Origin of the sequence: Streptomyces vinaceus (assembly GCF_008704935.1) — a bacterium.
Taxonomy (GTDB): domain Bacteria; phylum Actinomycetota; class Actinomycetes; order Streptomycetales; family Streptomycetaceae; genus Streptomyces; species Streptomyces vinaceus.
The window spans coordinates 2,606,460-2,628,518 of sequence record NZ_CP023692.1 but is presented as its reverse complement, the minus strand read 5'-3'; the positions used below and the strand labels follow the sequence as shown (position 1 = coordinate 2,628,518).

At 70.8% G+C, this 22,059-nt stretch carries 20 protein-coding genes and 1 riboswitch; of the genes, 9 read left to right on the top strand and 11 right to left on the bottom strand.

Annotated features, from left to right (window positions below):
- Nucleotides 1-54: 54 nt before the first annotated feature.
- Nucleotides 55-690, top strand: coding sequence for a peptide deformylase (def, locus tag CP980_RS11475; protein ID WP_099889562.1), 636 nt, complete (start codon nt 55-57; stop codon nt 688-690).
- On the opposite strand, the gene CP980_RS11470 is transcribed toward def, so the two are convergent.
- The 4 genes from CP980_RS11470 to CP980_RS11455 form a co-directional block, all read right to left on the bottom strand.
- The gene (locus CP980_RS11470) at nt 687-1,655 is read right to left on the bottom strand and encodes a helix-turn-helix domain-containing protein (protein WP_099889561.1); all 969 of its coding nucleotides are present in this window, start codon (nt 1,653-1,655) and stop codon (nt 687-689) included. The genes def and CP980_RS11470 overlap by 4 nt on opposite strands.
- Nucleotides 1,656-2,000: 345 nt before the next feature.
- Nucleotides 2,001-3,017: a ribonucleotide-diphosphate reductase subunit beta gene (locus tag CP980_RS11465; RefSeq protein ID WP_099889559.1), complete on the bottom strand. Its 1,017-nt coding sequence runs from the start codon at nt 3,015-3,017 to the stop codon at nt 2,001-2,003.
- Nucleotides 3,017-5,413 (bottom strand): ribonucleoside-diphosphate reductase subunit alpha, encoded by a 2,397-nt coding sequence (locus CP980_RS11460; RefSeq protein WP_132756634.1) that lies wholly within the window; start codon nt 5,411-5,413, stop codon nt 3,017-3,019. The genes CP980_RS11465 and CP980_RS11460 overlap by 1 nt, the downstream gene beginning before the upstream one ends.
- A 140-nt stretch (nt 5,414-5,553) precedes the next feature.
- Nucleotides 5,554-5,677, bottom strand: a riboswitch (cobalamin riboswitch).
- A gap of 51 nt (nt 5,678-5,728) precedes the next feature.
- Entirely contained in the window at nt 5,729-6,229 is a 501-nt protein-coding gene (locus tag CP980_RS11455; protein WP_132756635.1) for a GNAT family N-acetyltransferase, read from the bottom strand.
- 78 nt (nt 6,230-6,307) lie between these two features.
- On the opposite strand from CP980_RS11455, the gene CP980_RS11450 reads away from it, so the two are divergent.
- The gene (locus tag CP980_RS11450) at nt 6,308-6,892 is read left to right on the top strand and encodes a Uma2 family endonuclease (RefSeq protein WP_132757234.1); all 585 of its coding nucleotides are present in this window, start codon (nt 6,308-6,310) and stop codon (nt 6,890-6,892) included.
- Between the two features lie 48 nt (nt 6,893-6,940).
- On the opposite strand, the gene CP980_RS11445 is transcribed toward CP980_RS11450, so the two are convergent.
- From CP980_RS11445 to CP980_RS11435, 3 genes are all read right to left on the bottom strand, one after another.
- A complete protein-coding gene (locus tag CP980_RS11445) occupies nt 6,941-7,138 on the bottom strand; it encodes a CstA-like transporter-associated (seleno)protein (protein ID WP_150528110.1) in 198 nt (65 codons plus the stop codon).
- Nucleotides 7,135-9,288: a carbon starvation CstA family protein gene (locus CP980_RS11440; protein WP_132756638.1), complete on the bottom strand. Its 2,154-nt coding sequence runs from the start codon at nt 9,286-9,288 to the stop codon at nt 7,135-7,137. The genes CP980_RS11445 and CP980_RS11440 overlap by 4 nt, the downstream gene beginning before the upstream one ends.
- 206 nt (nt 9,289-9,494) lie before the next feature.
- Nucleotides 9,495-10,259, bottom strand: a complete 765-nt coding sequence (locus tag CP980_RS11435) for a GntR family transcriptional regulator (RefSeq protein WP_099889554.1) — start codon at nt 10,257-10,259, stop codon at nt 9,495-9,497.
- A gap of 286 nt (nt 10,260-10,545) precedes the next feature.
- On the opposite strand from CP980_RS11435, the gene CP980_RS11430 reads away from it, so the two are divergent.
- The 4 genes from CP980_RS11430 to CP980_RS11415 all read left to right on the top strand — a co-directional run bounded on the left by CP980_RS11430 (nt 10,546) and on the right by CP980_RS11415 (nt 15,367).
- Nucleotides 10,546-11,832: an extracellular solute-binding protein gene (locus tag CP980_RS11430; protein WP_099889553.1), complete on the top strand. Its 1,287-nt coding sequence runs from the start codon at nt 10,546-10,548 to the stop codon at nt 11,830-11,832.
- 104 nt (nt 11,833-11,936) lie between these two features.
- Nucleotides 11,937-12,953 (top strand): carbohydrate ABC transporter permease, encoded by a 1,017-nt coding sequence (locus CP980_RS11425; protein ID WP_132756640.1) that lies wholly within the window; start codon nt 11,937-11,939, stop codon nt 12,951-12,953.
- An 80-nt stretch (nt 12,954-13,033) separates the two neighbouring features.
- On the top strand, nt 13,034-13,852 hold the full coding sequence (locus CP980_RS11420; RefSeq protein WP_132757236.1) for a carbohydrate ABC transporter permease: 819 nt from the start codon (nt 13,034-13,036) through the stop codon (nt 13,850-13,852).
- Nucleotides 13,853-13,858: 6 nt separating this feature from the next.
- Nucleotides 13,859-15,367, top strand: coding sequence for a glycoside hydrolase family 3 protein (locus CP980_RS11415; protein ID WP_150528109.1), 1,509 nt, complete (start codon nt 13,859-13,861; stop codon nt 15,365-15,367).
- 194 nt (nt 15,368-15,561) lie between these two features.
- Here CP980_RS11415 and nagB read toward each other — a convergent pair whose 3' ends face one another.
- Nucleotides 15,562-16,347, bottom strand: a complete 786-nt coding sequence (nagB, locus tag CP980_RS11410; RefSeq protein ID WP_099889550.1) for a glucosamine-6-phosphate deaminase — start codon at nt 16,345-16,347, stop codon at nt 15,562-15,564.
- Nucleotides 16,348-16,510: 163 nt separating this feature from the next.
- Entirely contained in the window at nt 16,511-17,272 is a 762-nt protein-coding gene (locus tag CP980_RS11405; RefSeq protein ID WP_099889549.1) for an SDR family oxidoreductase, read from the bottom strand.
- 85 nt (nt 17,273-17,357) lie between these two features.
- Between CP980_RS11405 and CP980_RS11400 the strand changes: the two genes are divergently transcribed.
- Both CP980_RS11400 and CP980_RS11395 read left to right on the top strand, forming a co-directional pair.
- Entirely contained in the window at nt 17,358-17,951 is a 594-nt protein-coding gene (locus CP980_RS11400) for a TetR/AcrR family transcriptional regulator (RefSeq protein ID WP_150528108.1), read from the top strand.
- 391 nt (nt 17,952-18,342) lie between these two features.
- On the top strand, nt 18,343-19,812 hold the full coding sequence (locus tag CP980_RS11395; protein ID WP_053691844.1) for a sensor histidine kinase: 1,470 nt from the start codon (nt 18,343-18,345) through the stop codon (nt 19,810-19,812).
- A gap of 159 nt (nt 19,813-19,971) precedes the next feature.
- Here the strand turns inward: CP980_RS11395 and CP980_RS11390 are convergent, their stop codons facing one another.
- Complete coding sequence (locus CP980_RS11390) at nt 19,972-20,229, bottom strand: WhiB family transcriptional regulator (protein WP_004937597.1); 258 nt, start codon at nt 20,227-20,229, stop codon at nt 19,972-19,974.
- Nucleotides 20,230-20,551: 322 nt separating this feature from the next.
- Entirely contained in the window at nt 20,552-21,517 is a 966-nt protein-coding gene (locus CP980_RS11385; protein WP_099889547.1) for a diacylglycerol/lipid kinase family protein, read from the bottom strand.
- Nucleotides 21,518-21,601: 84 nt separating this feature from the next.
- Between CP980_RS11385 and CP980_RS11380 the strand changes: the two genes are divergently transcribed.
- Nucleotides 21,602-22,039, top strand: coding sequence for a hypothetical protein (locus CP980_RS11380; protein WP_132756645.1), 438 nt, complete (start codon nt 21,602-21,604; stop codon nt 22,037-22,039).
- The last annotated feature ends 20 nt before the right edge of the window (nt 22,040-22,059 follow it).

Genomic DNA, 22,059 nt, shown 5'->3' with positions numbered 1-22,059 from the left:
AGGCTGTACCGGCACATCGTGAACGGGTGGACTTACGGAAGGCGTACGGCGGACATGGCGCAGCAGGAGAACGAGGTCGTCGAGATCGTCAACGACGGGTACGTCGTGGACACCGAGGACTGTGAGGCGCGCGAGCTCGCCCACCGCGAGCGCGGCACCGCCCGCCCGATCACGGTGGTCGGCAACCCCGTCCTGCACCGCGAGTGCAAGGACGTCACCGAGTTCGGCGACGAACTGGCACAGCTAATCGACGACATGTTCGCCAGCCAGAAGGCCGCCGAGGGCGTGGGCCTGGCCGCGAACCAGATCGGCGTGGACGCCAAGGTCTTCGTCTACGACTGCCCGGACGACGACGGCGTGCGCCACACCGGTGTCGTGGTCAACCCGAAGCTGGTGGAGCTCCCGGCCGCCTCCCGCGTGCTCGACGACTCCAACGAGGGCTGCCTCTCGGTCCCGACCGCCTACGCCTCGCTGGCCCGCCCGGACTACGCCGAGGTGACCGGCCAGGACGCGCAGGGCAACCCGATCAAGGTGCGCGGCACGGGCTACTTCGCGCGCTGCCTCCAGCACGAGACGGACCACCTGCACGGGTACCTCTACATCGACCGCCTCTCCAAGCGCGACCGCAAGGACGCCCTGCGCCAGATGGAAGAGGGCACCCCGCGCTACGAAACGGTCCCCAACGCCTAAGCGGCGGCCTGCGGGCCCCGGAAGGCGCGCCTGAAGGCATTCGGGGTGGTTCCCAGGGCCCGCAGGAAGTGGTGGCGCAGGGCCGCCGCATTGCCGAAGCCGCAGCGGCCCGCGATCGTGTCGACCGTCTCGTCCGTGGCCTCCAGCAGTTCCTGCGCCAGCAGGACGCGCTGCCGCAGCACCCACTGGTACGGGGTCGTCCCGGTCTCCTGGAGGAAGCGGCGCGCGAAGGTGCGCGGTGACATGTGCGCGCGCTCGGCGAGCTGCTCGACGGTGATCTCCTCGTCCAGGTGCCGGGCCATCCACCCGATGACCTCCCCGACCGTGTCGCACGCCGTGCGCGGGAGCGGGCGCCGGATGAACTGGGCCTGGCCGCCGTCCCGGTGGGGCGGTACGACCATCCGCCGGGCGATCGTGTTCGCCACCTCGGCCCCGTGCTCCTGGCGGACCACGTGCAGGCACGCGTCGATGCCCGAGGCGGTCCCGGCCGAGGTGATGACCTGGCCCTCGTCGACGTAGAGCACGTCCGGGTCGACCACGGCCCGCGGGAAGCGGCGGGCCAGCGCCGGGGCGTGCATCCAGTGCGTGGTGCAGCGCCGCCCGTCCAGCAGCCCGGCCGCGCCGAGCACGAAGGCGCCGCTGCACACGCTGAGCACGCGCGCGCCGCGGTCCACGGCGCGGCGCAGGGCGTCGAGGAGGGGCTCGGGGTACGCGCGTACGGGAGCCTGCCGGTCGGCGGGCAGGCAGATCAGCTCCGCCTCCTCCAGCCGGTCCAGGCCGTACGCCGGCGCGATCGCGAAGCCGACGTCGGCCATGGCCAGCGGGCCCTCCTCGGCCGCGCACACGGCGAAGTCGTACACCGGCAGGCCCTGCTCGCTCCGGTCGAGCCCGAAGACCTCGCAGAAGATCCCGAACTCGAAGGGTGCCACTCCGTCGACGAGGGCCACGGCCACGTTCTTCAGCATGGACCCAGTGTGGCAGTAATTCGCACTTCCATGACAGTCCTGCCACTGTCCGGTTTTCCCGCCGCCGACGAGAGTGGAGGGCATGAACACGCTCCTCGACTACCTCACCGTTCTCGTCCTCGCCGCCCTGCTCCTCGCCCCCGCCCTGTACGGAGTGCTGCGCGAGCGCCGCATCGACCGGCAGCTACGCGCGGCCCAGCAGCTACAGCTAACCTCCGGGCCGCAGCCGGCCCCGCCCGGCCCAGCCGCTCGCGGACATGGCGAAGCGCCCCCGCCCGGGAACCCGGTCACCCGGGTCGTTCTCCCCATGGGCGGGGACGCTGTCGAGCCGCCGGAGCGGAGGACTCAGAAGTCCTCGTCGAGGTCGACCGTGCCCTCGACCGCGACCTGGTAGGCCGACGGGCGGCGCTCGAAGAAGTTCGTCAGCTCCTGGACGCCCTGGAGCTCCATGAAGGAGAACGGGTTCTGGGAGCCGTACACCGCGGGGAAGCCGAGGCGGACCAGGCGCTGGTCCGCGACGCACTCCAGGTACTCGCGCATCGACTCGGTGTTCATGCCCGGCAGGCCGTCACCGCACAGGTCGCGGCCGAACTGGAGCTCCGCCTCGACGGCCTCCTTCAGCATGTCCGTGACCTGCTGCTGGAGCGCGTCGTCGAAGAGCTCCGGCTCCTCCTTGCGGACGGTGTCCACGACCTCGAACGCGAAGTTCATGTGCATGGTCTCGTCGCGGAACACCCAGTTGGTGCCGGTGGCCAGACCGTGCAGCAGACCGCGCGAGCGGAACCAGTACACGTAGGCGAAGGCGCCGTAGAAGAACAGGCCCTCGATGCACGCCGCGAAGCAGATCAGGTTCAGCAGGAAGCGGCGGCGGTCGGCCTGCGTCTCCAGCCGGTCGATCTTCTCGACCGAGTCCATCCACTTGAAGCAGAACTGCGCCTTCTCGCGGATCGACGGGATCTCCTCGACGGCGTCGAAGGCGGCCGCGCGGTCGTCCGGGTCGGGCAGGTAGGTGTCGAGCAGCGTCAGGTAGAACTGGACGTGCACGGCCTCCTCGAACAGCTGGCGCGACAGGTACAGGCGCGCCTCCGGGGAGTTGATGTGCTTGTAGAGCGTCAGCACCAGGTTGTTCGAGACGATCGAGTCGCCCGTCGCGAAGAACGCGACCAGACGGCCGATCATGTGCTGCTCGGCCGGCGTCAGCTTCGCGAGGTCGGCGACGTCCGAGTGGAGGTCGACCTCCTCGACGGTCCAGGTGTTCTTGATCGCGTCCCGGTAGCGCTCGTAGAAGTCCGGGTAGCGCATGGGGCGCAGCGTCAGCTCGAAGCCCGGGTCGAGGAGGTTCTTGTTGTCGGTGGAGCTCATTACTGGCAGGCCTCGCAGGACTCGGGGTTCTCAAGGGAGCAGGCCAGGGCGTCCGCGTCGACGGCCTGCGGGAGTGGGGCGGCGGCGGCCGGCACGGCGCTGCCGGTCGCGGCGCGGGCGATCTTCGTCGCCGGGCGCGAGCGCAGGTAGTACGTGGTCTTCAGGCCCTGCTTCCAGGCGTACGCGTACATCGACGACAGCTTGCCGATGGTGGGCGTCTCCAGGAACAGGTTCAGCGACTGCGCCTGGTCGAGGAACGGCGTACGGGCCGCCGCCATGTCGATCAGACCGCGCTGCGGGATCTCCCACGCCGTGCGGTACAACTCGCGCACCTCGGCCGGGATCCAGCCGAAGCCCTGCACCGAGCCGCTGGACTCGCGCAGCGCCTCGCGGGTCTGCGCGTCCCACACGCCGAGGTTCTTCAGCTCCTCCACCAGGTACGCGTTGACCTGGAGGAACTCGCCGCTCAGCGTCTCGCGCTTGAACAGGTTGGAGACCTGCGGCTCGATGCACTCGTACACACCGGCGATCGAGGCGATCGTCGCCGTCGGGGCGATGGCCAGGAGCAGGGAGTTGCGCATGCCGGACTTCGCGATCCGGGCGCGCAGGGCGTCCCAGCGCTCGGGCCAGTTGAGCTCGACGTCGAAGTGGTCGGGGTGCAGGACGCCGCGGGCGGTGCGGGTCTGCTCCCAGGCCGGCAGGGGGCCGCTGCGCTCGGCGAGGTCGCAGGAGGCCTCGTACGCGGCCAGCATGATGCGCTCGGAGAGCTTGGTGGACAGGGCCTTCGCCTCGGGGGAGTCGAAGGGCATCCTCAGCTTGAAGAAGACGTCCTGGAGGCCCATCGCGCCCAGGCCCACCGGCCGCCAGCGGGCGTTGGAGCGGCCCGCCTGCTCGGTCGGGTAGAAGTTGATGTCCACGACGCGGTCGAGGAAGGTGACCGCGGTGCGGACGGTCTCGTCCAGGCGCTCCCAGTCGATCTCCCCGTCCACCACGAACGCGCCCATGTTGACCGAGCCGAGGTTGCAGACGGCGGTCTCGCCGTCGTTGGTGACCTCGATGATCTCGGTGCAGAGGTTGGAGGAGTGGACGACCGTGCCCGGCTCGGCGGTCTGGTTCGCCGTGCGGTTGGAGGCGTCCTTGAAGGTCATCCAGCCCTGGCCGGTCTGCGCGAGGGTGCGCATCATCCGGCCGTACAGGTCGCGGGCGGGCATGGTCTTGCGGGCCAGGCCCTCGGCCTCGGCCTTGCGGTACGCGGCGTCGAACTCGTCGCCCCACAGGTCGACCAGCTCGGGCACGTCGGCCGGGGAGAACAGCGACCAGTCGGCGTCGGCGTTCACGCGGCGCATGAACTCGTCCGGCACCCAGTGGGCGAGGTTCAGGTTGTGCGTACGGCGCTGGTCCTCGCCCGTGTTGTCGCGGAGCTCCAGGAACTCCTCGATGTCCGCGTGCCAGGTCTCCAGGTAGACGGCGGCGGCGCCCTTGCGGCGACCGCCCTGGTTCACTGCGGCGACGGAGGCGTCGAGGGTCTTCAGGAACGGCACGATGCCGTTGGAGTGGCCGTTCGTACCGCGGATCAGCGAACCGCGGGCGCGGATGCGCGAGTACGAGAGGCCGATGCCGCCGGCGTGCTTGGAGAGGCGCGCGACCTGGTGGTAGCGGTCGTAGATCGAGTCGAGCTCGTCCAGCGGGGAGTCCAGCAGGTAGCAGGAGGACATCTGCGGGTGCCGGGTGCCGGAGTTGAAGAGCGTGGGCGAGGACGGCAGGTAGTCCAGGCGGCTCATCAGCCGGTAGAGCGAGGCGACTTCCTCGACGGCCTGGACGGTGTCGTTCTCCGCGAGGCCGCACGCCACGCGCAGCATGAAGTGCTGCGGGGTCTCGACCACCTGGCGGGTGATCGGGTGGCGCAGCAGGTAGCGGCTGTGCAGGGTGCGCAGGCCGAAGAAGCCGAAGCGGTCGTCGGCGCCCTCGGCGAGCGTGTGCTCGACCAGCGCGTCGAGGCGGCTCGCGTGCAGCGCCACGAACTCGGCGGTGCGGTCCGCGATCAGGCCCTCGCGGTGGCCGACCGCGACGGAGGCGGAGAAGGAGGTGGCCCCCTGGCCCGCGGCTTCCTCGGCGACGGCCAGCGTCAGCAGCCGGGCGGCGAGCCGGGAGTACGCCGGGTCCTCGGAGATCAGACCGGCGGCGGCCTCCGTGGCCAGAGCGCGCAGTTCCGCCTCGTCGGCGGCGGCGCTGCGCCCGCGGAGCGCGGCGGCGGCGACCCGGCCCGGGTCGGTGTCGGGGAGGTCGGCCGTCAGCTCGGTGAGGGTACGCAGCAGCGCGGCCCCAGGTCCCCCGGTCTCGATTCCGGTGTCGGACGGGTCGGACTCGGCGCGCGGTGCGGAAGGCGCGATGGTCACGGGGGGAGCTCTCCCTCGCTCGGCTCCGGGACACCTGCGGCGCGGGTTCGAGCGGGCGCGCGCGGGCATGACGGGGCAGCACCGCGCGGCGTCCACCGGCCCAACCGCGAGGCCCGGACGTATCGACACCCGGTTCGGTCGAGCCGGGCGCACTGTCGGCAGGTCATCGGACTTGCGGTGACACCAATGGGTGTACTTCATACCGTTGCGGGACAGTTCCGGATTCGCACCGGATTCCCCTGCGACGACAGCGAGCACGAGCATACATGTGGGGGCCGCTTCCTGTGCGACCCCCTAGATGTTGTGTCGGCGTGGCTACAGTTCGAGACCGTACGTGAGCAGAGGGAGGTCGGGAACGGGCTCCCAGTCCCGTTCCGGCGTCCGCACGAAGCCGAGCCGTTCGTAGATCCGGTGCGCGCCGACCATGTCCCGCGTGGTCGACAGGACGAGGCGCCGTACGCCCTCGACGGCGCGGGCTCGGTCGATGCAGGCCCGTACGAGGGCCTCCCCGGCGCCCCGCCCGCGGCCCTCCCGGGCGACGGCCAGCATCCGGAACTCGGCCTCGCCGGGCCCGGCGATGTCGCACAGCCGGCTCCCGGGCGCGGCGAAGGCCACGCCGCCGAGGAGCCGGCCGTCGCCCGTCGCGGCGACGAGTATGACCCCGTCGGCGGCGCGCCCCGCCACATCGCGCAGCCGCGCGAGGTACGGGTCGTCCTCGCCGAACGTCAGCAGCCCGTCCCCGAGGTAGGCCTGCGCGGTGAGGTCCCCGAGCGCCTCGTACTCCGCCGCCAGCGCTTCCCTGATCACGATGTCCATGCGGTCGAGTGTGCCGGACGGCTGTCGGTGCCCGGCGCTATCGTCGGTGACAGCACCGTCGAGAAGGGCGAGCGAGGCATGACCGTGATGACAGATCGGCCCCAGATGCTGACCGAAGAGTTCGAGACCGTGGCGCGGATAGCCGCCAGAGAGGTCGAAGGGCTGCGGTTCGAGTTCATCAACGGGAAGCTGGGGGTCAAGGCGGTGCCGGACGGGGACCACGGGACGATCATTGTGTGGTTGTCGCGCATGTGCATGCAGTCGCGGCCGGACCTGTGGTTCTACGCTGAGCAGGGGATCAAGGTCCAGCGGTATCGCAATGGCCGCGCTCGGCCCGATGGCGTCCTGGTGTTGACCGCCTCTCTCGCAGGACATGGGGAATGGGCCGACCCCGACCCCGTGCTGATGGTCGTGGAGGTCACGTCGTACGACACCGACACGGACGCCCGCGACCGACACGAGAAGCCTCGTGGTTACGCGGAGACCGGCATTCCTGTGTACCTGCTCATCGACCGGGAGAAGTGCGAGGTCACCGTCCACAGTGAGCCGGACGGCAGTCGTTACGAGAGCGTCCGCACAGTCCCGTTCGGGAAGGACATCGAAATTCCCGAACCCGTCGGCATCACCCTGCCTACCGAGCCCCTCAAGGAGTGGGTGCACTGAGCGTGCCGAAGGGCCCCGCCGATGCAGCGGCGGGGCCCTTCATGGGCGTCAGCAGCAGCCGAACCCCTCGCGGGGGTCGGCCTCGCGCGCGTCCGTACGGGCGCGTTCGAAGGCGCGGCGGGTCATGACCTGCGCGTCCGGGTCGTGCGTACGGGCGTGCACGACGTAGCGGTCGTACGCCGCCTCGCCCGAGAACTCCCGTACGAAGTACCGCGCCTTCGCCAGCGCCGCGCGGACCCCGCTCACGCCACCGGCTCCTTCGCTCGGCCACCGCCCGAGTCCAGGCCGGCGGCGGCGAGCTCCGCCCGCTCCTCGGGCGTGGCGATGAGCCCGGCCGGGGCGACGATCTTCGACTCGGTCCACGGGACCTCGGAGAGCCTGACCGCCTCCGGGTTGCCGGCGGCCTTCACGCAGGTCCGCGCCGCGTCCAGCAGCACGATGACGATCAGGACCGCGAAGAGCGCCGACAGCACCCCGTCGACCGTGGCGTTCGTGACGATCGTGTGCATCTCGCCCATGTTCTTGGCGGGCGGCAGGACCTTCCCGGCGTCGATCCCGCTCTGGTACTTGTCGCGCTGCGCGAAGAAGCCGACCTTCACGTCGTCGGAGAACACCTTCTGCCAGCTCGCGGTCAGCGTGACGGCAACGTCCCAGGCCAGCGGGACCCCGGTCACCCAGGCCCACTTGAGCCGACCGGACTTCACCAGCAGCGTGGTGCAGACGGCCAGCGCCACCGCGGCGAGCAGCTGGTTCGCGATACCGAACAGCGGGAACAGCTGGTTGATGCCGCCCAGCGGGTCCTTGATGCCGACCCACAGGAAGTAGCCCCAGCCGCCCACGACCACCGCGCTGGCCAGCCACACGCCCGGCTTCCAGCTCACGTCCTTGAAGGACTTGTGCACGTTGCCCAGGGTGTCCTGGAGCATGAAGCGGCCGACGCGGGTGCCCGCGTCGAGGGTGGTCAGGATGAACAGGGCCTCGAACATGATCGCGAAGTGGTACCAGAACGCCTTCAGCCCGGCCCCGCCGACCACGGAGGAGAAGATTTCCGACATTCCGAGTGCGAACGTCGGCGCGCCGCCGGTACGGGACAGCAGGCTGGTCTCCTCGACGTCCTTCGCGGCCTGCGCGAGGAACTCGGGCGAGATGGCGAAGCCGAAGTGCGTCACGGCCTGCGAGGCGGTCTCCACCGTGGTGCCGACGACACCGGCGGGGGAGTTGACCGCGAAGAACAGGCCGGGCTCGATGATGCAGGCCGCGATGATCGCCATGACGGCGACGAAGGACTCGGTCAGCATCGCGCCGTAGCCGATGACCCGGACCTGGGTCTCCTTCTGGATCATCTTGGGGGTGGTGCCCGAGGAGACGAGCGCGTGGAACCCGGACAGGGCCCCGCAGGCGATGGTGATGAAGACGAACGGGAACATCGAACCGGCGAAGACCGGTCCGTCCCCGCGGGCGGCGAAATCGGTGACCGCGGGCATCTTCAGGGTGGGCATGGCGACGACCACGCCGATGGCGAGCAGGGCGATGGTGCCCACCTTCATGAAGGTGGAGAGGTAGTCGCGGGGGGCGAGGAGCATCCACACCGGCAGCACCGAGGCGATGAACCCGTACGCCACCATCCACAGGACCAGCGTCTCCTTCTCCAGCGTGAAGGTGCTCGCCAGCGAGGAATCGGCGACCCAGCCGCCCGCCACGATGGCGAGCAGCAGCAGCGCGACGCCGATGACGGAGATCTCGGTGACCCGGCCCGGGCGCAGCACGCGCAGGTAGAAGCCCATGAAGAGGGCGATCGGGATGGTCATGCCGATGGAGAAGACGCCCCAGGGGGAGTGCGCGAGCGCGTTGACGATGACCAGGGCGAGCACGGCCAGCAGGATGATCATGATGGCGAAGACGGCGACCAGGGCGGCGGCCCCGCCCACCGGGCCGATCTCGTCGCGGGCCATCTGGCCGAGGGAGCGCCCGTCGCGGCGGGTGGAGAAGAAGAGGGTGACCATGTCCTGGACGGCGCCCGCGAAGATGACGCCCGCGACGATCCAGATGGTGCCCGGCAGGTAGCCCATCTGCGCGGCGAGCACGGGGCCGACCAGCGGGCCCGCGCCGGCCACGGCGGCGAAGTGGTGGCCGAACAGCACGCGGCGGTCGGTGGGGTGGAAGTCGACACCGTTGTCAAGGCGTTCGGCGGGGGTGGCCCGGGTCTTGTCCACCTTCAGGACCCGGTCGGCGATGAAGCGCGCGTAGAAGCGGTAGCCGATGGCGTACGAGCCCAGCGCGGCGGCGAGCAGCCAGGCGGCCGAGATCTCCTCCCCGCGCGAGAGGGCGAGGATGCCCCAGCCGAGGGCCCCGACGAGGGCGACGAGCACCCATACGGCGACGGACTTCGGGCTCATGCCGCCCGCCGCGCCACCGCCCGACGCGGAGGGCGAGCCCGTGGCCGTGCCCGGACTCGCCGCGTTCCGTTCTGTACCAGTTGCTTCCGGTTCCGGCATGATCCTCGTCCCCTCGTTGATCATCTGCGTAAAGGCAGGGAATCTACGGGGGCCGCCCGGTGAACGTAAGCCCCCGTCCGTATAGCGGAACGAGAGTCAACTACGAATCAGACGGCGGGGCGCTGGAGTCGGGCGACGAACTTGTAACGATCGCCGCGGTACACCGAGCGGACCCACTCGACCGGTTCGCCGTCGGCGTCGAGGGAGTGGCGGGAGAGCATCAGCATCGGCAGGCCGACGTCGGTGCCCAGGAGGCCCGCCTCGCGGGGGGTGGCCAGGGAGGTCTCGATCGTCTCCTCGGCCTCCGCGAGCCGTACGTCGTACACCTCGGCCAGGGCCGTGTAGAGGGAGGTGTACTTCGCCAGCGACCGGCGCAGCGCCGGGAAGCGCTTGGCCGAGAGGTGGGTGGTCTCGATGGCCATCGGCTCGCCGCTGGCCAGGCGCAGCCGCTCGATGCGCAGCACCCGCCCGCCCGTGGAGATCTTGAGGAGCCCGGCGAGGGTGTCGTCGGCCGTCACGTAGCCGATGTCGAGGAGTTGGGAGGTGGGCTCAAGCCCCTGGGCCCGCATGTCCTCCGTGTACGAGGACAGTTGGAGCGGCTGCGAGACCTTCGGTTTCGCGACGAAGGTGCCCTTGCCCTGGATGCGCTCCAGCCGGCCCTCGACGACGAGCTCCTGGAGGGCCTGGCGCACGGTGGTGCGGGACGTGTCGAATTCGGCCGCGAGCGTCCGCTCCGGGGGCACCGGCGTGCCCGGGGGGAGCGTTTCGGTCATGTCGAGCAAGTGCCGCTTGAGTCGGTAGTACTTGGGCACCCGCGCCGTGCGAGTGGCCGCCCCGCCTTCCGGCTCGGTCGTCGCCCCTTCGGTGGACATCGCCGCCCGCCTTCCCGACTCCAGTTTCGCTGCCGTCACCGGCTCCTCCGATATGTGCGGTCACATCGTGACACGGGTGGGAGGACAGGCCTCCTCCCTCCCCCAGGTGTCGGTCCGGTAACGGACCGATCACCCGCTCATTAGACCCTTGACACCCCTAAAGGTCTAGGCCAAGCTCCGGTTACTGGTCTAAACCAATATGGATCGGATCCCGGCCCCACGGGCAGTACTTGGTACGTCACCGCGGCGGGCGAGGGAAGTGCACAGCATCCCTGAGGAGGGTGGCGTGAAGCGCAAGCTCATCGCGGCGGTCGGAGTCGCGGGCATGGTGATCGGCCTCGCGGCGTGCGGTGGCAACGACGGCGACGACAAGGGCAAGACCGACGCCGGCGGCGCCAAGGAGATCACCGTCTGGGTGATGGACGGCTCCGCGCCCAAGGCGTGGATCGACGCGGTCAACGCCGAGTTCTCGGCCAAGCACCCGGGTGTCACCGTAAAGGTCGAAGAGCAGCAGTGGAAGGGCATCCAGGAGAAGGTCACCACCGCCCTCTCCGAGAACACCCCGCCGGACGTCCTCGAACTCGGCAACACCCAGACCGCGGGCTACGCCGTCACCGGCGGCCTCGCCGACCTCACCAAGGACAAGGCCAAGCTCGGCGCCGACGCCTGGCAGAAGAGCATGCTCGCCTCGGCCGAGTACGAGGGCAAGCTCTACTCCGCCCCCTGGTACGCGGCCAACCGCGTCGTCGTGTACGACAAGAAGGCCTTCGCCAAGGCCGGCGTCACCCCGCCGACCACCCGCGACGAGTGGATCGCCGGCCTCGACAAGCTCAAGGCCGCTGACCCCGCCTCGCAGCCCATCTACCTCCCGGGCCAGAGCTGGTACGTCCTCGCCGGCTTCATCTGGGACGAGGGCGGCGAGCTCGCCGTCAAGGACGGCGACAAGTGGAAGGGCGGCCTAGGCACCCCCCAGGCCGCGTCCGCGATGGAGTTCTACAAGAAGCTCCAGGCGTACTCCACCGCCCCCAAGGACAAGGACGAGGCCACCCCGCAGCAGTCCACCGACGTCGTTCCCAAGGGCGGCGTCTCCTCCTGGATCGGTCTCGGCTGGGAGGCTGGCGGCGCGGAGAAGGCCCTGAAGGACGCGGGCAAGGAAGCCGACTTCGGCTACTTCCCGATCCCGGGCAAGACGGCCGACAAGCCGGGCACCGTCTTCCTCGGCGGCTCGAACCTCGCCGTGGCCGAGCGCTCCAAGAACAAGGAGCTCGCCAAGGAGTGGCTGGCGCTGGCCGCCGGCAAGGACCAGATGACGAAGTACGCCGCCGAGACCAAGGGCGCGCTGCTCCCGAACCAGGCCGGCGCGAACTTCACCCCGGCCGCGGGCTCCTTCGCCGAGGCCATGGGCAAGGGCGGCGTCAACGGCCGCATCACCCCGGTCACCCCGGGCTGGGCGAACGTCGAGACCGAGCCCAACCCGCTCAAGGAGTTCATGACCAAGGTCCTGAAGGGTGAGGACGCCGCCAAGGCGGGCGCGGACGCGGACAAGGAAATCGCGAGCCGCATCAACAAGTAGCACGTAGCACCGGGGGTGCGGCCGGCGCCCACGCGCCCGCCGCACCCCCGGTCGCGCATCGACAGACCTGTGCGACGCCCGACCGCAGCCGAGGTAACCAAGACATGACCGTGCACTCCCAGGGAGCGGTGACCGCTCCACAGGACGCACCACCGAAGTCCGCCGGAGGGCAGCAGACGCCGCCCACGACCAAGGGGGCCGGTCCGTCGGCTCCGCGCCGGGGCAGAAAGCCGCTTCCCGCGGGCTGGCTGCCGTACCTCCTGATCGGGCCCGCGGTCCTCAGCCTGGCCGCGCTGCTGCTGTACCCGCTCGCCAAGAACGTGATCCTGTCGTTCCAGAAGGTCGACAAGATCGAGTTCATCCAGCGGAAGGCCCCCTTCAACGGGGTCGAGAACTACACGCAGCTGCTGGGCGACGCGCACTTCTGGACCGTCGTCGTCCGCACCTTCGCCTTCACCGCCGCCAACGTCGCGCTGATCATGCTCATCGGCAGCCTCGTCGGCATCCTGCTGAACCGCCTCGGCACGTGGATGCGCCTGGTCCTGTCGATGGCCCTGGTGATGGCCTGGGCGATGCCCATCGTCGCCTCCGTCACCGTCTTCCAGTGGCTGTTCGACGAGCAGTTCGGCGTCATGAACTGGGTCATGCGCACCGCCGGCTTCTCCGGCTACGACCAGCACAACTGGTTCGAGTCCGGCCTCTCCACGCTGGTCATCGTCACGGTCCTGGTGGTCTGGGGCTCGGTCCCCTTCGTCGCCCTCAACATGTACGCCGGCCTGACCACCGTCAGCGGCGAGCTGTACGAGGCGGCGCGGATGGACGGCGCGAACGGCTGGCAGACCTTCTGGCAGGTCGTCTTCCCGAACCTCAAGCCGTTCTTCACCGTCACCACGTTCCTTGAGGTGATCTGGGTCTTCAAGGCCTTCACCCAGGTGTACGCGATGAACCGCGGCGGCCCCGACCGCGCCTCCGAGACCCTGCCCGTCTTCGCCTTCGTCGAGGGCCAGAGCCAGGGCCACTACGCGCTCGCGGCGGCGATCTCCGTCCTGACGATCGTGATGCTCGTGATCGTCATGTCCTTCTACTTCCGCCTGATCCTGAAGCAGGAGGAGGAGCAGTGAGCACCACCACCGCCCCGAAGCCCGCACCCGCCGCGCCGAAGCCCGTCAAGCCCGCGCAGCAGCTGCGCAGGCGCCGCCCGCTGCGCCCGGCCACGGTGGCGAAGAACCTGGGCGCGCTCGTCGTGGCCGTCGTCTTCGTCTTCCCGGTCTACTGGATGTTCTCCTCGGCGCTCAAGCCGTCCGGGCAGATCCTCTCCAAGGACCCCGTCTTCGTCTTCACCCCGACGCTGGACAACTTCACCAAGGCCACCGGCGTCGACCTGTTCTGGACGTACGTGACGAACAGCCTGGTCGTCACCGTCGGCGCCGTGGCCCTGGCCCTGGTCGTGGCCCTCGCCGCGAGCTTCGCCATCGCGCGGATGAAGTTCAAGGGCCGCAAGGGGCTCGTACTCGGCGTGATGATGGCGCAGATGGCCCCCTGGGAGGTCATGGTCATCGCGATGTACATGATCGCCCGCGACGCCGAGATGCTGAACAGCCTCCCGCTGCTGACCGCGATCTACTTCGTGATGGTCCTGCCCTTCACCATCTGGACCCTGCGCGGCTTCATCGCCGCGGTCCCGGTGACGCTGGAGGAGGCCGCCCAGATCGACGGCTGCACCCGCGGCCAGGCCTTCCGCAAGGTGATCTTCCCGCTGCTGGCCCCCGGCCTGATGTCCACCTCGCTCTTCGGCTTCATCACCGCCTGGAACGAGTTCGCGATGGTCCTGATCCTCAACAAGGACAAGACCGCCCAGACCCTGCCCCTGTGGCTGACCCAGTTCCAGACCGCCTTCGGCAACGACTGGGGCGCCACCATGGCCGCGTCCTCCCTGTTCGCGGTCCCGGTCCTGGTGATCTTCGTCTTCCTCCAGCGCAAGGCCGTCGGCGGCATGACCGCCGGCGCCGTGAAGGGATAACGCCCCATGACCGTCCTTGCGCACGGCGTGACTTCTTCCGACGCGGACGACGAGCTGACCCGCGACGCCCTCGCGGTCCTCCAGCCCGGCTTCGAGGGCACCACCGCCCCCGCGTGGCTGCTCCGCCAGATCGGCCGGGGCCTCACCTCCGTCGGCCTCTTCGGCCGCAACATCGCCTCGCCCGAGCAGCTCCGCGCGCTCACCGCGCAGCTGCGGGCCGAGCGCGACGACGTCCTCGTCGCCATCGACGAGGAGGGCGGCGACGTCACCCGCCTGGAGGTCCGGGGCGGTTCCTCCTTCCCCGGGAACCTGGCCCTCGGCGCCGTCGACGACACCGGCCTCACCCGGGACGTCGCCCGCGAGCTGGGCCGCCGCCTCGCCGAGTGCGGGGTCAACCTCAACTGGGCGCCGTCCGCCGACGTCAACTCCAACCCGGACAACCCGGTCATCGGCGTACGGTCCTTCGGGGCCGACACCCACCTCGCCGCCCGGCACACCGCCGCGTACGTCGAGGGCCTCCAGGCCGTCGGCGTCGCCGCGTGCACCAAGCACTTCCCGGGCCACGGCGACACCAACGTCGACTCGCACCACGCGCTGCCGCGCATCGACGCGGACCTGGACACGCTGGCCGCCCGCGAACTGGTCCCGTTCAAGGCGGCCATCGCGGCCGGCACCAAGGCCGTGATGAGCGCGCACATCCTGGTGCCGGCCCTGGACCCGACCCGCCCGGCCACGCTCAGCCCGCAGATCCTGACCGGGCTGCTGCGCAAGGAGCTCGGCTACGAGGGCCTGATCGTCACCGACGGCATGGAGATGAACGCCATCGCCGGGACGTACGGCATCGAACGCGGCTCGGTGCTGGCCATCGCGGCCGGCGCCGACGCGATCTGCGTCGGCGGCGGGCTCGCCGACGAGGCCACCGTGGTGCGGCTGCAGGGCGCCCTGGTCGCGGCCGTACGGGAGGGCGCGCTCCCGGCGGAGCGGCTCGCCGACGCCGCCGCCCGGGTACGGGCGCTGGCCACATGGACCCGGCAGGCCCGGGCCGCCGCCGCGCCGGGCGCGCCGCAGGAGGGGAGCGCGCCCGGCATCGGCCTGGCGGCGGCCCGCCGAGCGCTGGTCGTGACCGGCACGGCCACGCCCGTGACCGCCCCGTACGTCGCCACCCTGGCTCCCGTCGCGAACATCGCGGTGGGCGACGAGACCCCGTGGGGCGTGGCGGCGGAACTGGCCGCGCTGCTCCCGGGAACCGCCTCGGGGGTCTTCCCCGAGGGGGCCACGGCCGCGGACGTGCTCGCGGCGGCGGGGGAGCGCACCGTCGTGCTGGTCGTCCGCGACGCGCACCGGCACCCGTGGATGGCGCAGGCCCTGGCCGCGCTGGTCGAGGCCCGCCCGGAGACCGTCGTGGTCGAGATGGGCGTACCGCGGGCCGAGCCCCGCGGGGCGCTGCACATAGCCACGCACGGCGCCTCGCGGGTCTGCGGCAGGGCGGCGGCGGAGCTGATCGCCGGGGTCTGACCAGCCCCGCAGCTCCCGGTCCGCCCTGTTCCGTGCCCCCAGGACACCCCGTCCCGGGGGCACGGGCGTACCCGGGCGGGCACGGACTCCGCGCGGCTGCCGGGGTCTGTGGGGGCCCCGGGCAGCCGTACGGACGCGCAAGGGCCGGGCTCCCTCGGGGGAGCCCGGCCCTTCGTACGCGTGGGAGGCGCCGCCTAAAGCCCCTGCCACGCGGGCTTGTCGGCGTACGTGTGCCGGAAGTAGTCGGCGAGCTTCAGCTTCGAGGCCGCCGCCTCGTCCACGACGACGGTCGCGTGCCGGTGCAGCTGGAGCGCCGAAGCGGGGACGAGCGCCGACAGCGGGCCCTCCACGGTCTGCGCGACGGCCTCCGCCTTGCCCTCGCCCGTCGCGAGCAGCACCAGGTGCCGGGCGTCGAGGATGGTGCCGATCCCCTGCGTGATGACGTGGTGCGGCACCTGGTCCATGTCGTCGTCGAAGAAGCGCGCGTTGTCGACCCGGGTCTGCTGCGTCAGCGTCTTGATCCGGGTGCGGGAGGCCAGGGAGGAGCAGGGCTCGTTGAAGCCGATGTGCCCGTCCGTACCGATGCCGAGCAGCTGCAGGTCCACGCCGCCCGCCTCGGCCAGCGCGCGGTCGTACGCCTCGCACGCGGCCACGATGTCCTGCGCGGAGCCGTCCGGCCCCATGAAGGAGGCCTCCGACAGGCCCAGCGGCTCCACGACCTCGCGCAGCACGACCGCGCGGTAGGACTCCGGGTGCCCGGCCGGCAGGCCGACGTACTCGTCGAGCTGGCAGATCCGCGCCCGGGAGGCGTCGACCTCGCCGGCCCGCACCTTGGCGGCCAGGGCCTCGTAGACGGGCAGCGGGGTAGAGCCGGTCGCCACGCCGAGCAGGGCGTCGGGCTTGCGGCGGACCAGGGCGGCCATGGCCTCCGCGATGAGCTCGCCGCCTGCCTTGGCGTCCGGGACGATGACAACTTCCACGCGGGGCCTGCCGATCTGGAGTGGTGACGGTGTGGTATAGACCAATCTAGCAGAGGCCGGCCGCCTCCGGCCGGTCCTCGCCCATTCCCGTCCGTCTTCCCCGGCTCACCCCCGATTCCATCGTGGCCCTCCCCGCCGGGGCGTGCAGCCCCGGCCCCGCCGCTCAGAACAGGGACAGCCGCAGGCCGCCCGTCGCGTCCAGGTGCTGACCCGTCACCCAGCGGGCGTCCGCCGAGGCCAGGAAGCCCACCACGTCGGCGACCTCCTCCGCGGTGCCCACCCGCCCGAACACGGAGCGTGAGGCCGCGTGCGCCCGCGCCGCCGGGTCGGCCAGCCAGCCCGCGCTGAGATCGGTGTCGGTGACGCCGGGGCCCACCGAGTTCACGGTGATCCCGCGCGGGGCCAGCTCGGCGGCCAGGGACCTGGTCAGCGCGTTCACGGCGCCCTTGGCGGTGATGGTGGCCAGGATCGCCGGCAGGGCGATCTCCGGGGTGCCGGTGACGTTCACGATCCTGCCCCCGTCCCGCAGCCGCGCCAGCCCGTGCCGGATCACGAAGAAGGGCGCCTTCGCGTTGAGCGCGTGCACCCGGTCGTACGTCTCCTCGTCGGTGTCGGCGATCCCGGCGAAGGTGGCCGCGCCCGCGTTGTTGACCAGGACGTCGACCCCGTCGGTGTGCAGCGGGTGGGCCTCGTACGCCGCCCACAGCGCCTGTGCGTCGCCCGGGACCCCGAGCTCGGCCCCGATCGCGAACGCCCGCCCGCCCGCCGCCTCGATGGCCGCGACCGTCTCCTTCGCCGCCGCCTCGTTCCGCCCGTAGTGCACGGCGACCAGCGCCCCGTCCCGGGCGAGCCGCTGCGCCACCGCCCGCCCGATCCCCCGGCTGCCGCCCGTGACCAGTGCCGTCTTCCCCTTGAGCACGCCCATGACGCGCCCCCCTTCAGCATTCGCTAGTGGTCGCTACAGAAAGGGACCGTACCAGATTCCGTAACGCCCGCTATAGAATCTGCCCATGGTGACCGGACAGCGCGGCAGGCCCCGCTCCTTCGACCGCGACGCCGCCCTCGACAAGGCCATGCTGGCGTTCTGGGAGCGCGGCTACGAGGCGACCTCGATCTCCGACCTGACCGCCTCGCTCGGCATCGGCGCGCCCAGCCTGTACGCGGCCTTCGGCGACAAGCGCAAGCTCTTCGACGAGGTCGTGGCGGTCTACGGCGGCCGGTACACCGATTTCGCGCGCGCCGCCCTGGCGGAGGAGCCCACCGCCGGTGAGGGGCTGCGGCGCGTCCTGCGCGAGGCGGCCGGGATCTACACCGACCCGGCCCATCCGCCGGGCTGCCTGGTGATCAGCGCGGCCGTCAACACCACCTCGCAGGAGGTCGCGCAGGCCCTGCGCGAGCGCCGTGACGCCAACCTGGAGATGTTCGAGCGCCGGATCCGGGCCGACGTGGCCGCCGGAGTCCTGCCCGCCGGTACGGATGCGCACGCGCTGGCCCGCTACGCGCTGGCGGTGCTGGTCGGGATGTCCCAGCAGTCGCGCGACGGCGCGAGCCGGGAAGAACTGGAAGCGGTGGCGGAACTGGCGATGGGGGCCTGGCCGCGGTAGCCGCGGTAAGGGAAAGGGCCACTGGAATCGCGCCGCGAGACCCGGATTCCTCTGGGCCACGGTGCCGGGTCGGGACCCTCAACCCGTCCGGCACCGTAGCCCGGAGTACTTACGGCCGGCGGGTGTGCGGTTCCCGGCGGCCGGTGGGAGGTGCCTGCGCGGTCAGGGCAGAGCGCGCGGCTTACCTCGATCCGTCCTCCTGTGCGGGGAGGGCGGAAGCATAAGGCAATTGTGGACTAGACCAATCTGTTCTGTCCATCCAATGGCGGGCTCTACGATCCCGTCACTTCATCCAACAGTACGCGGCCCGAGTGCCTCCTGGATACTCCTGAGTAGTAGCCGTGGGGAAAGTCATGGCCCATACCCGGGGTACGCTCGGCCCGTGCCCTCCATGAACGACCTCGTACGCCAGCACACCGCTCTCAGTGAAACCGACCTGGAGTGGCTCCACCTGCTGGTCTCGGAGTGGCAGCTGCTCTCCGACCTCTCCTTCGCGGACCTCGTGCTGTGGGTCCCCACCCTCGACGGCACCCGGTACGTCTCGGTCGCGCAGATGCGCCCCAACACCGGCCCCACCTCGTACCAGGACGACATGGTCGGGCACTTGGTGCCGCGCGGCCGGCGCCCGCTGCTGGACGCCGCCCTCGACGAGGGCCGGATCGTGCGCGAGGGGGACCCGGAGTGGCGCGAGGAGGTGCCGGTGCGCGTCGAGTCGATCCCGGTGCGCCGCGAGGGCCGGGTACTCGGAGTGATCGCCCGGAACACCAACCTGCTCACTGTGCGTACACCGAGCCGGCTGGAGCTCACCTACCTCCAGTCCGCCTCCGACCTGGCCCAGATGATCGCGGCCGGCTCCTTCCCCTTCCCCGGCCAGCAGGTCGACATGGACGCCTCGCCGCGCGCCGGCGACGGCCTGATGCGGCTCGACGCCGACGGCGTGGTCACCTACGCCTCCCCGAACGCGCTGTCCGCGTACCACCGGCTCGGCCTCGCCGCCGACCTCGTGGGCCAGCACCTGGGTACGACCACCTCCGAACTGGCCCCCACCCGCGGCCCCGTGGACGAGGCCATCGTCAAACTGGCCAGCGGCTGGGCCCCGCGCGAGACCGAGGTCGAGGGCAACGGCGGGGTCATCCAGCTGCGCGCCATCCCGCTCAAGCCCAAGGGCGTGCGCATCGGCTCCCTCGTCCTGTGCCGGGACGTCACGGAACTGCGCCGTCGCGAACGCGAATTGATCACCAAGGACGCGACCATCCGGGAGATCCACCACCGGGTGAAGAACAACCTCCAGACCGTGGCGGCCCTCCTGCGGCTGCAGGCCCGCCGGATGGATTCCGAGGGCGGCCGCGAGGCGCTCAACGAGGCCGTGCGCCGGGTGGGGTCGATCGCGATCGTGCACGAGACGCTCTCTCAGAACCTGGACGAGCGCGTCGAGTTCGACGAGATCGCCGACCGCGTGATCGCGATGGTGGCGGAGATCTCGCCCGGCAAGGTGGAGTGCCGGCGCACCGGCCGGTTCGGGATCCTGGACGCGGAGGTCGCCACTCCGCTGTCGATGGTGCTGACCGAGATCCTGCAGAACGCCCTGGAGCACGCCTTCACCCAGGGGGAGGGCGGCCGGGTCGAGGTCTCCGCGACCCGCACCGGCTCCGGCCGCGCCGACGGCCGGCTGCTGATCACGGTGCTCGACGACGGCTCCGGTCTGCCCGAGGGCTTCGACCCGCAGCGCGCCGGGAACCTCGGACTCCAGATCGTCCGGACCCTGGTCGAGGGTGAGCTCGGCGGCACGTTCGACATGCTCCGGGCCGAACCGCGCGGCACCAAGGTCGTCCTCGACATCCCGGCCAGCCCGCAGAAGTAACGATCGTTCGGTCACCCAGCGTGACGCAAGCCGCAGCGGTCCACCCCGGACAGCACTGAGCCCCGGACCGAAGACTTCTCGGTCCGGGGCTCAAGAGCACGTTGCTGAGCGCTGGTGTGGTGTTACTACGCGCTGCGGCTCGAGGCTCGAAAGTCGATGTCAGGCGGTGGCGTTGCGCGCCCGATTGCGAGCGGCGCGGCGCTTCATCGCGCGGCGCTCGTCCTCGCTGAGACCGCCCCAGACGCCGGAGTCCTGACCGGACTCGAGCGCCCACTGCAGGCACTGCTCCATGACGGGGCAGCGGCGGCAGACGGCCTTGGCTTCCTCGATCTGCAGCAGCGCAGGACCGGTGTTGCCGATGGGGAAGAAGAGTTCCGGGTCTTCCTCGCGGCAAACGGCGTTGTGACGCCAGTCCATGGCTGCTCCATCTCCTTGTATTGCGGGCAGGTTGCTTGTGAATGTGAACGCTTTCACGAATCCCCCCGTGAGGGAAGGGCGACCGCCCAGTTTCCTGGAAGGTCCGTCAGGGACTCGTGGAGGGGTTCTGGCGGCCTGTGTGGGTGCCGGGTTCTGCGGGCTGTCCCGATCGCCATGAAGAGATTCGCAAACCTCGGACGGGGATACAACCCCTTCCGGAAAGTTTTTTTTGATTCGTCGGTGTCTACTAGGTCACAGCCCTACATCGTGAGGGTGGACCGGCGTGTAAACGTTCGAGTGAAAGGACTTTTGGCCCTTCCACTCACACAATCACACGCAGTGCACGGCGTACGCCTGTGAACCGAACGCTGGTGCGCAGACCGAGGTGGTCTCCATCCATCTGGAACGGAAGTGGAACCTTCGAATGCAAGGTGAAGTCCGTCAGATCGTGCAGAGACACCGCATGCTTGCCGCGCGGGCCCCGCTCAGGAGTCGAGGTCAGGAGCTGTGTGGCGTAGCGGGCGACGGCCGGAGTTGACAAACGGTTGAGTGCCAGTACGTCAAGCGCAGTATCGAACGAGGCCTCCGGTGAGGCGTAAATCGGGCGATTCCCCAGATACGTCCAGGGCGAGGTGTTGCAGACTATCGACAGCACCAGGTCCGTCACGGGATCCGCGCCGGGACGCTCCAGCGTCACCGCGCCGCGGCGCCGGTTCGGCTCGTCCCAGAACTGGCGCATCAGCTGTCGTACATACAGGGCGTGCGTCGAACGCTTGCCGCGTTCCCGCTGCTGCTCGACCCGGCCCACCACCCCGGCGTCGAAACCGAAGCCCGCGCAGAAGGTGAACCAGCGCGCCGGAACCGACTCGTCCTCCGTGCCCGGGGTGCCGGCCGCCAGCCCCAGCCCCACCGTCCGCTCGCGCTGCTCGCGCAGCGCGTCGAGCAGCGCGCCGGTCGCCTCGACGGCGTCGTTCGGCAGTCCGAGCGCGCGGGCGAACACATTGGTCGACCCGCCGGGGACCACCGCGAGCCGGGGCAGCCGCTCCGGATCCGGACCGTTGTGCAGCAGTCCGTTGACCACCTCGTTGACCGTGCCGTCGCCGCCGAGCGCCACGACGAGGTCGATGCCGTGCTCGGCGGCCCGGCGGCCCAGGTCCCGGGCGTGGCCGCGGTACTCGGTGGTCACCGCCTCCAGCTTCATCTCGCTGGCCAGGGCGTGGGTCAGGACGTCGCGCGTGCGCGCACTGGTGGTCGTTGCTGCTGGATTGGCCACGAGAAGTGCACGCATGACCGCCAGCCTACCGACCCGTACGGGGGCCGCCCATACTGCCCGTCCCGTACCGGGCCGCGCGGGCGCGGCTACCCTGCTGGGGTGAGTACGAAGCCCACCCCCGCCCCGGCCCAGCCGACCGCCCCGCTGCCCAGGCGGCTGACCGCCGCCGCCGCGCTGACCGCGCTGGAGGGCCTGGCGCTGGCCGGCCTCGGCGCGTACCTGCTGTTCGTGGGCATCGCCGGCGACGCCGACTCCCCGCAGCAGGCCGAGACCGGCGGGATCACCCTGCTGGTGCTCGCGGCGCTGCCGCTGGCCGCGGCCCGGGGGCTGCGGCTGGGCCGCCGCTGGAGCCGCGGGCCCGCGCTGATCACCCAGCTGATGGCGCTGCCGGTGGCGTGGACCCTGTACTCCACGGGCGGGGCGATGGTCGCCGCCGCCGTGGCGCTGGCCGTGGCCGCGGTGGCCGTCGCGGCCCTGCTGGTGAACCCGACGGCGACCGAGGCGCTGGGGATCGGGCCCGGCGAGCAGACCCGATAGCCCGTACCGCTGTCCGCGGC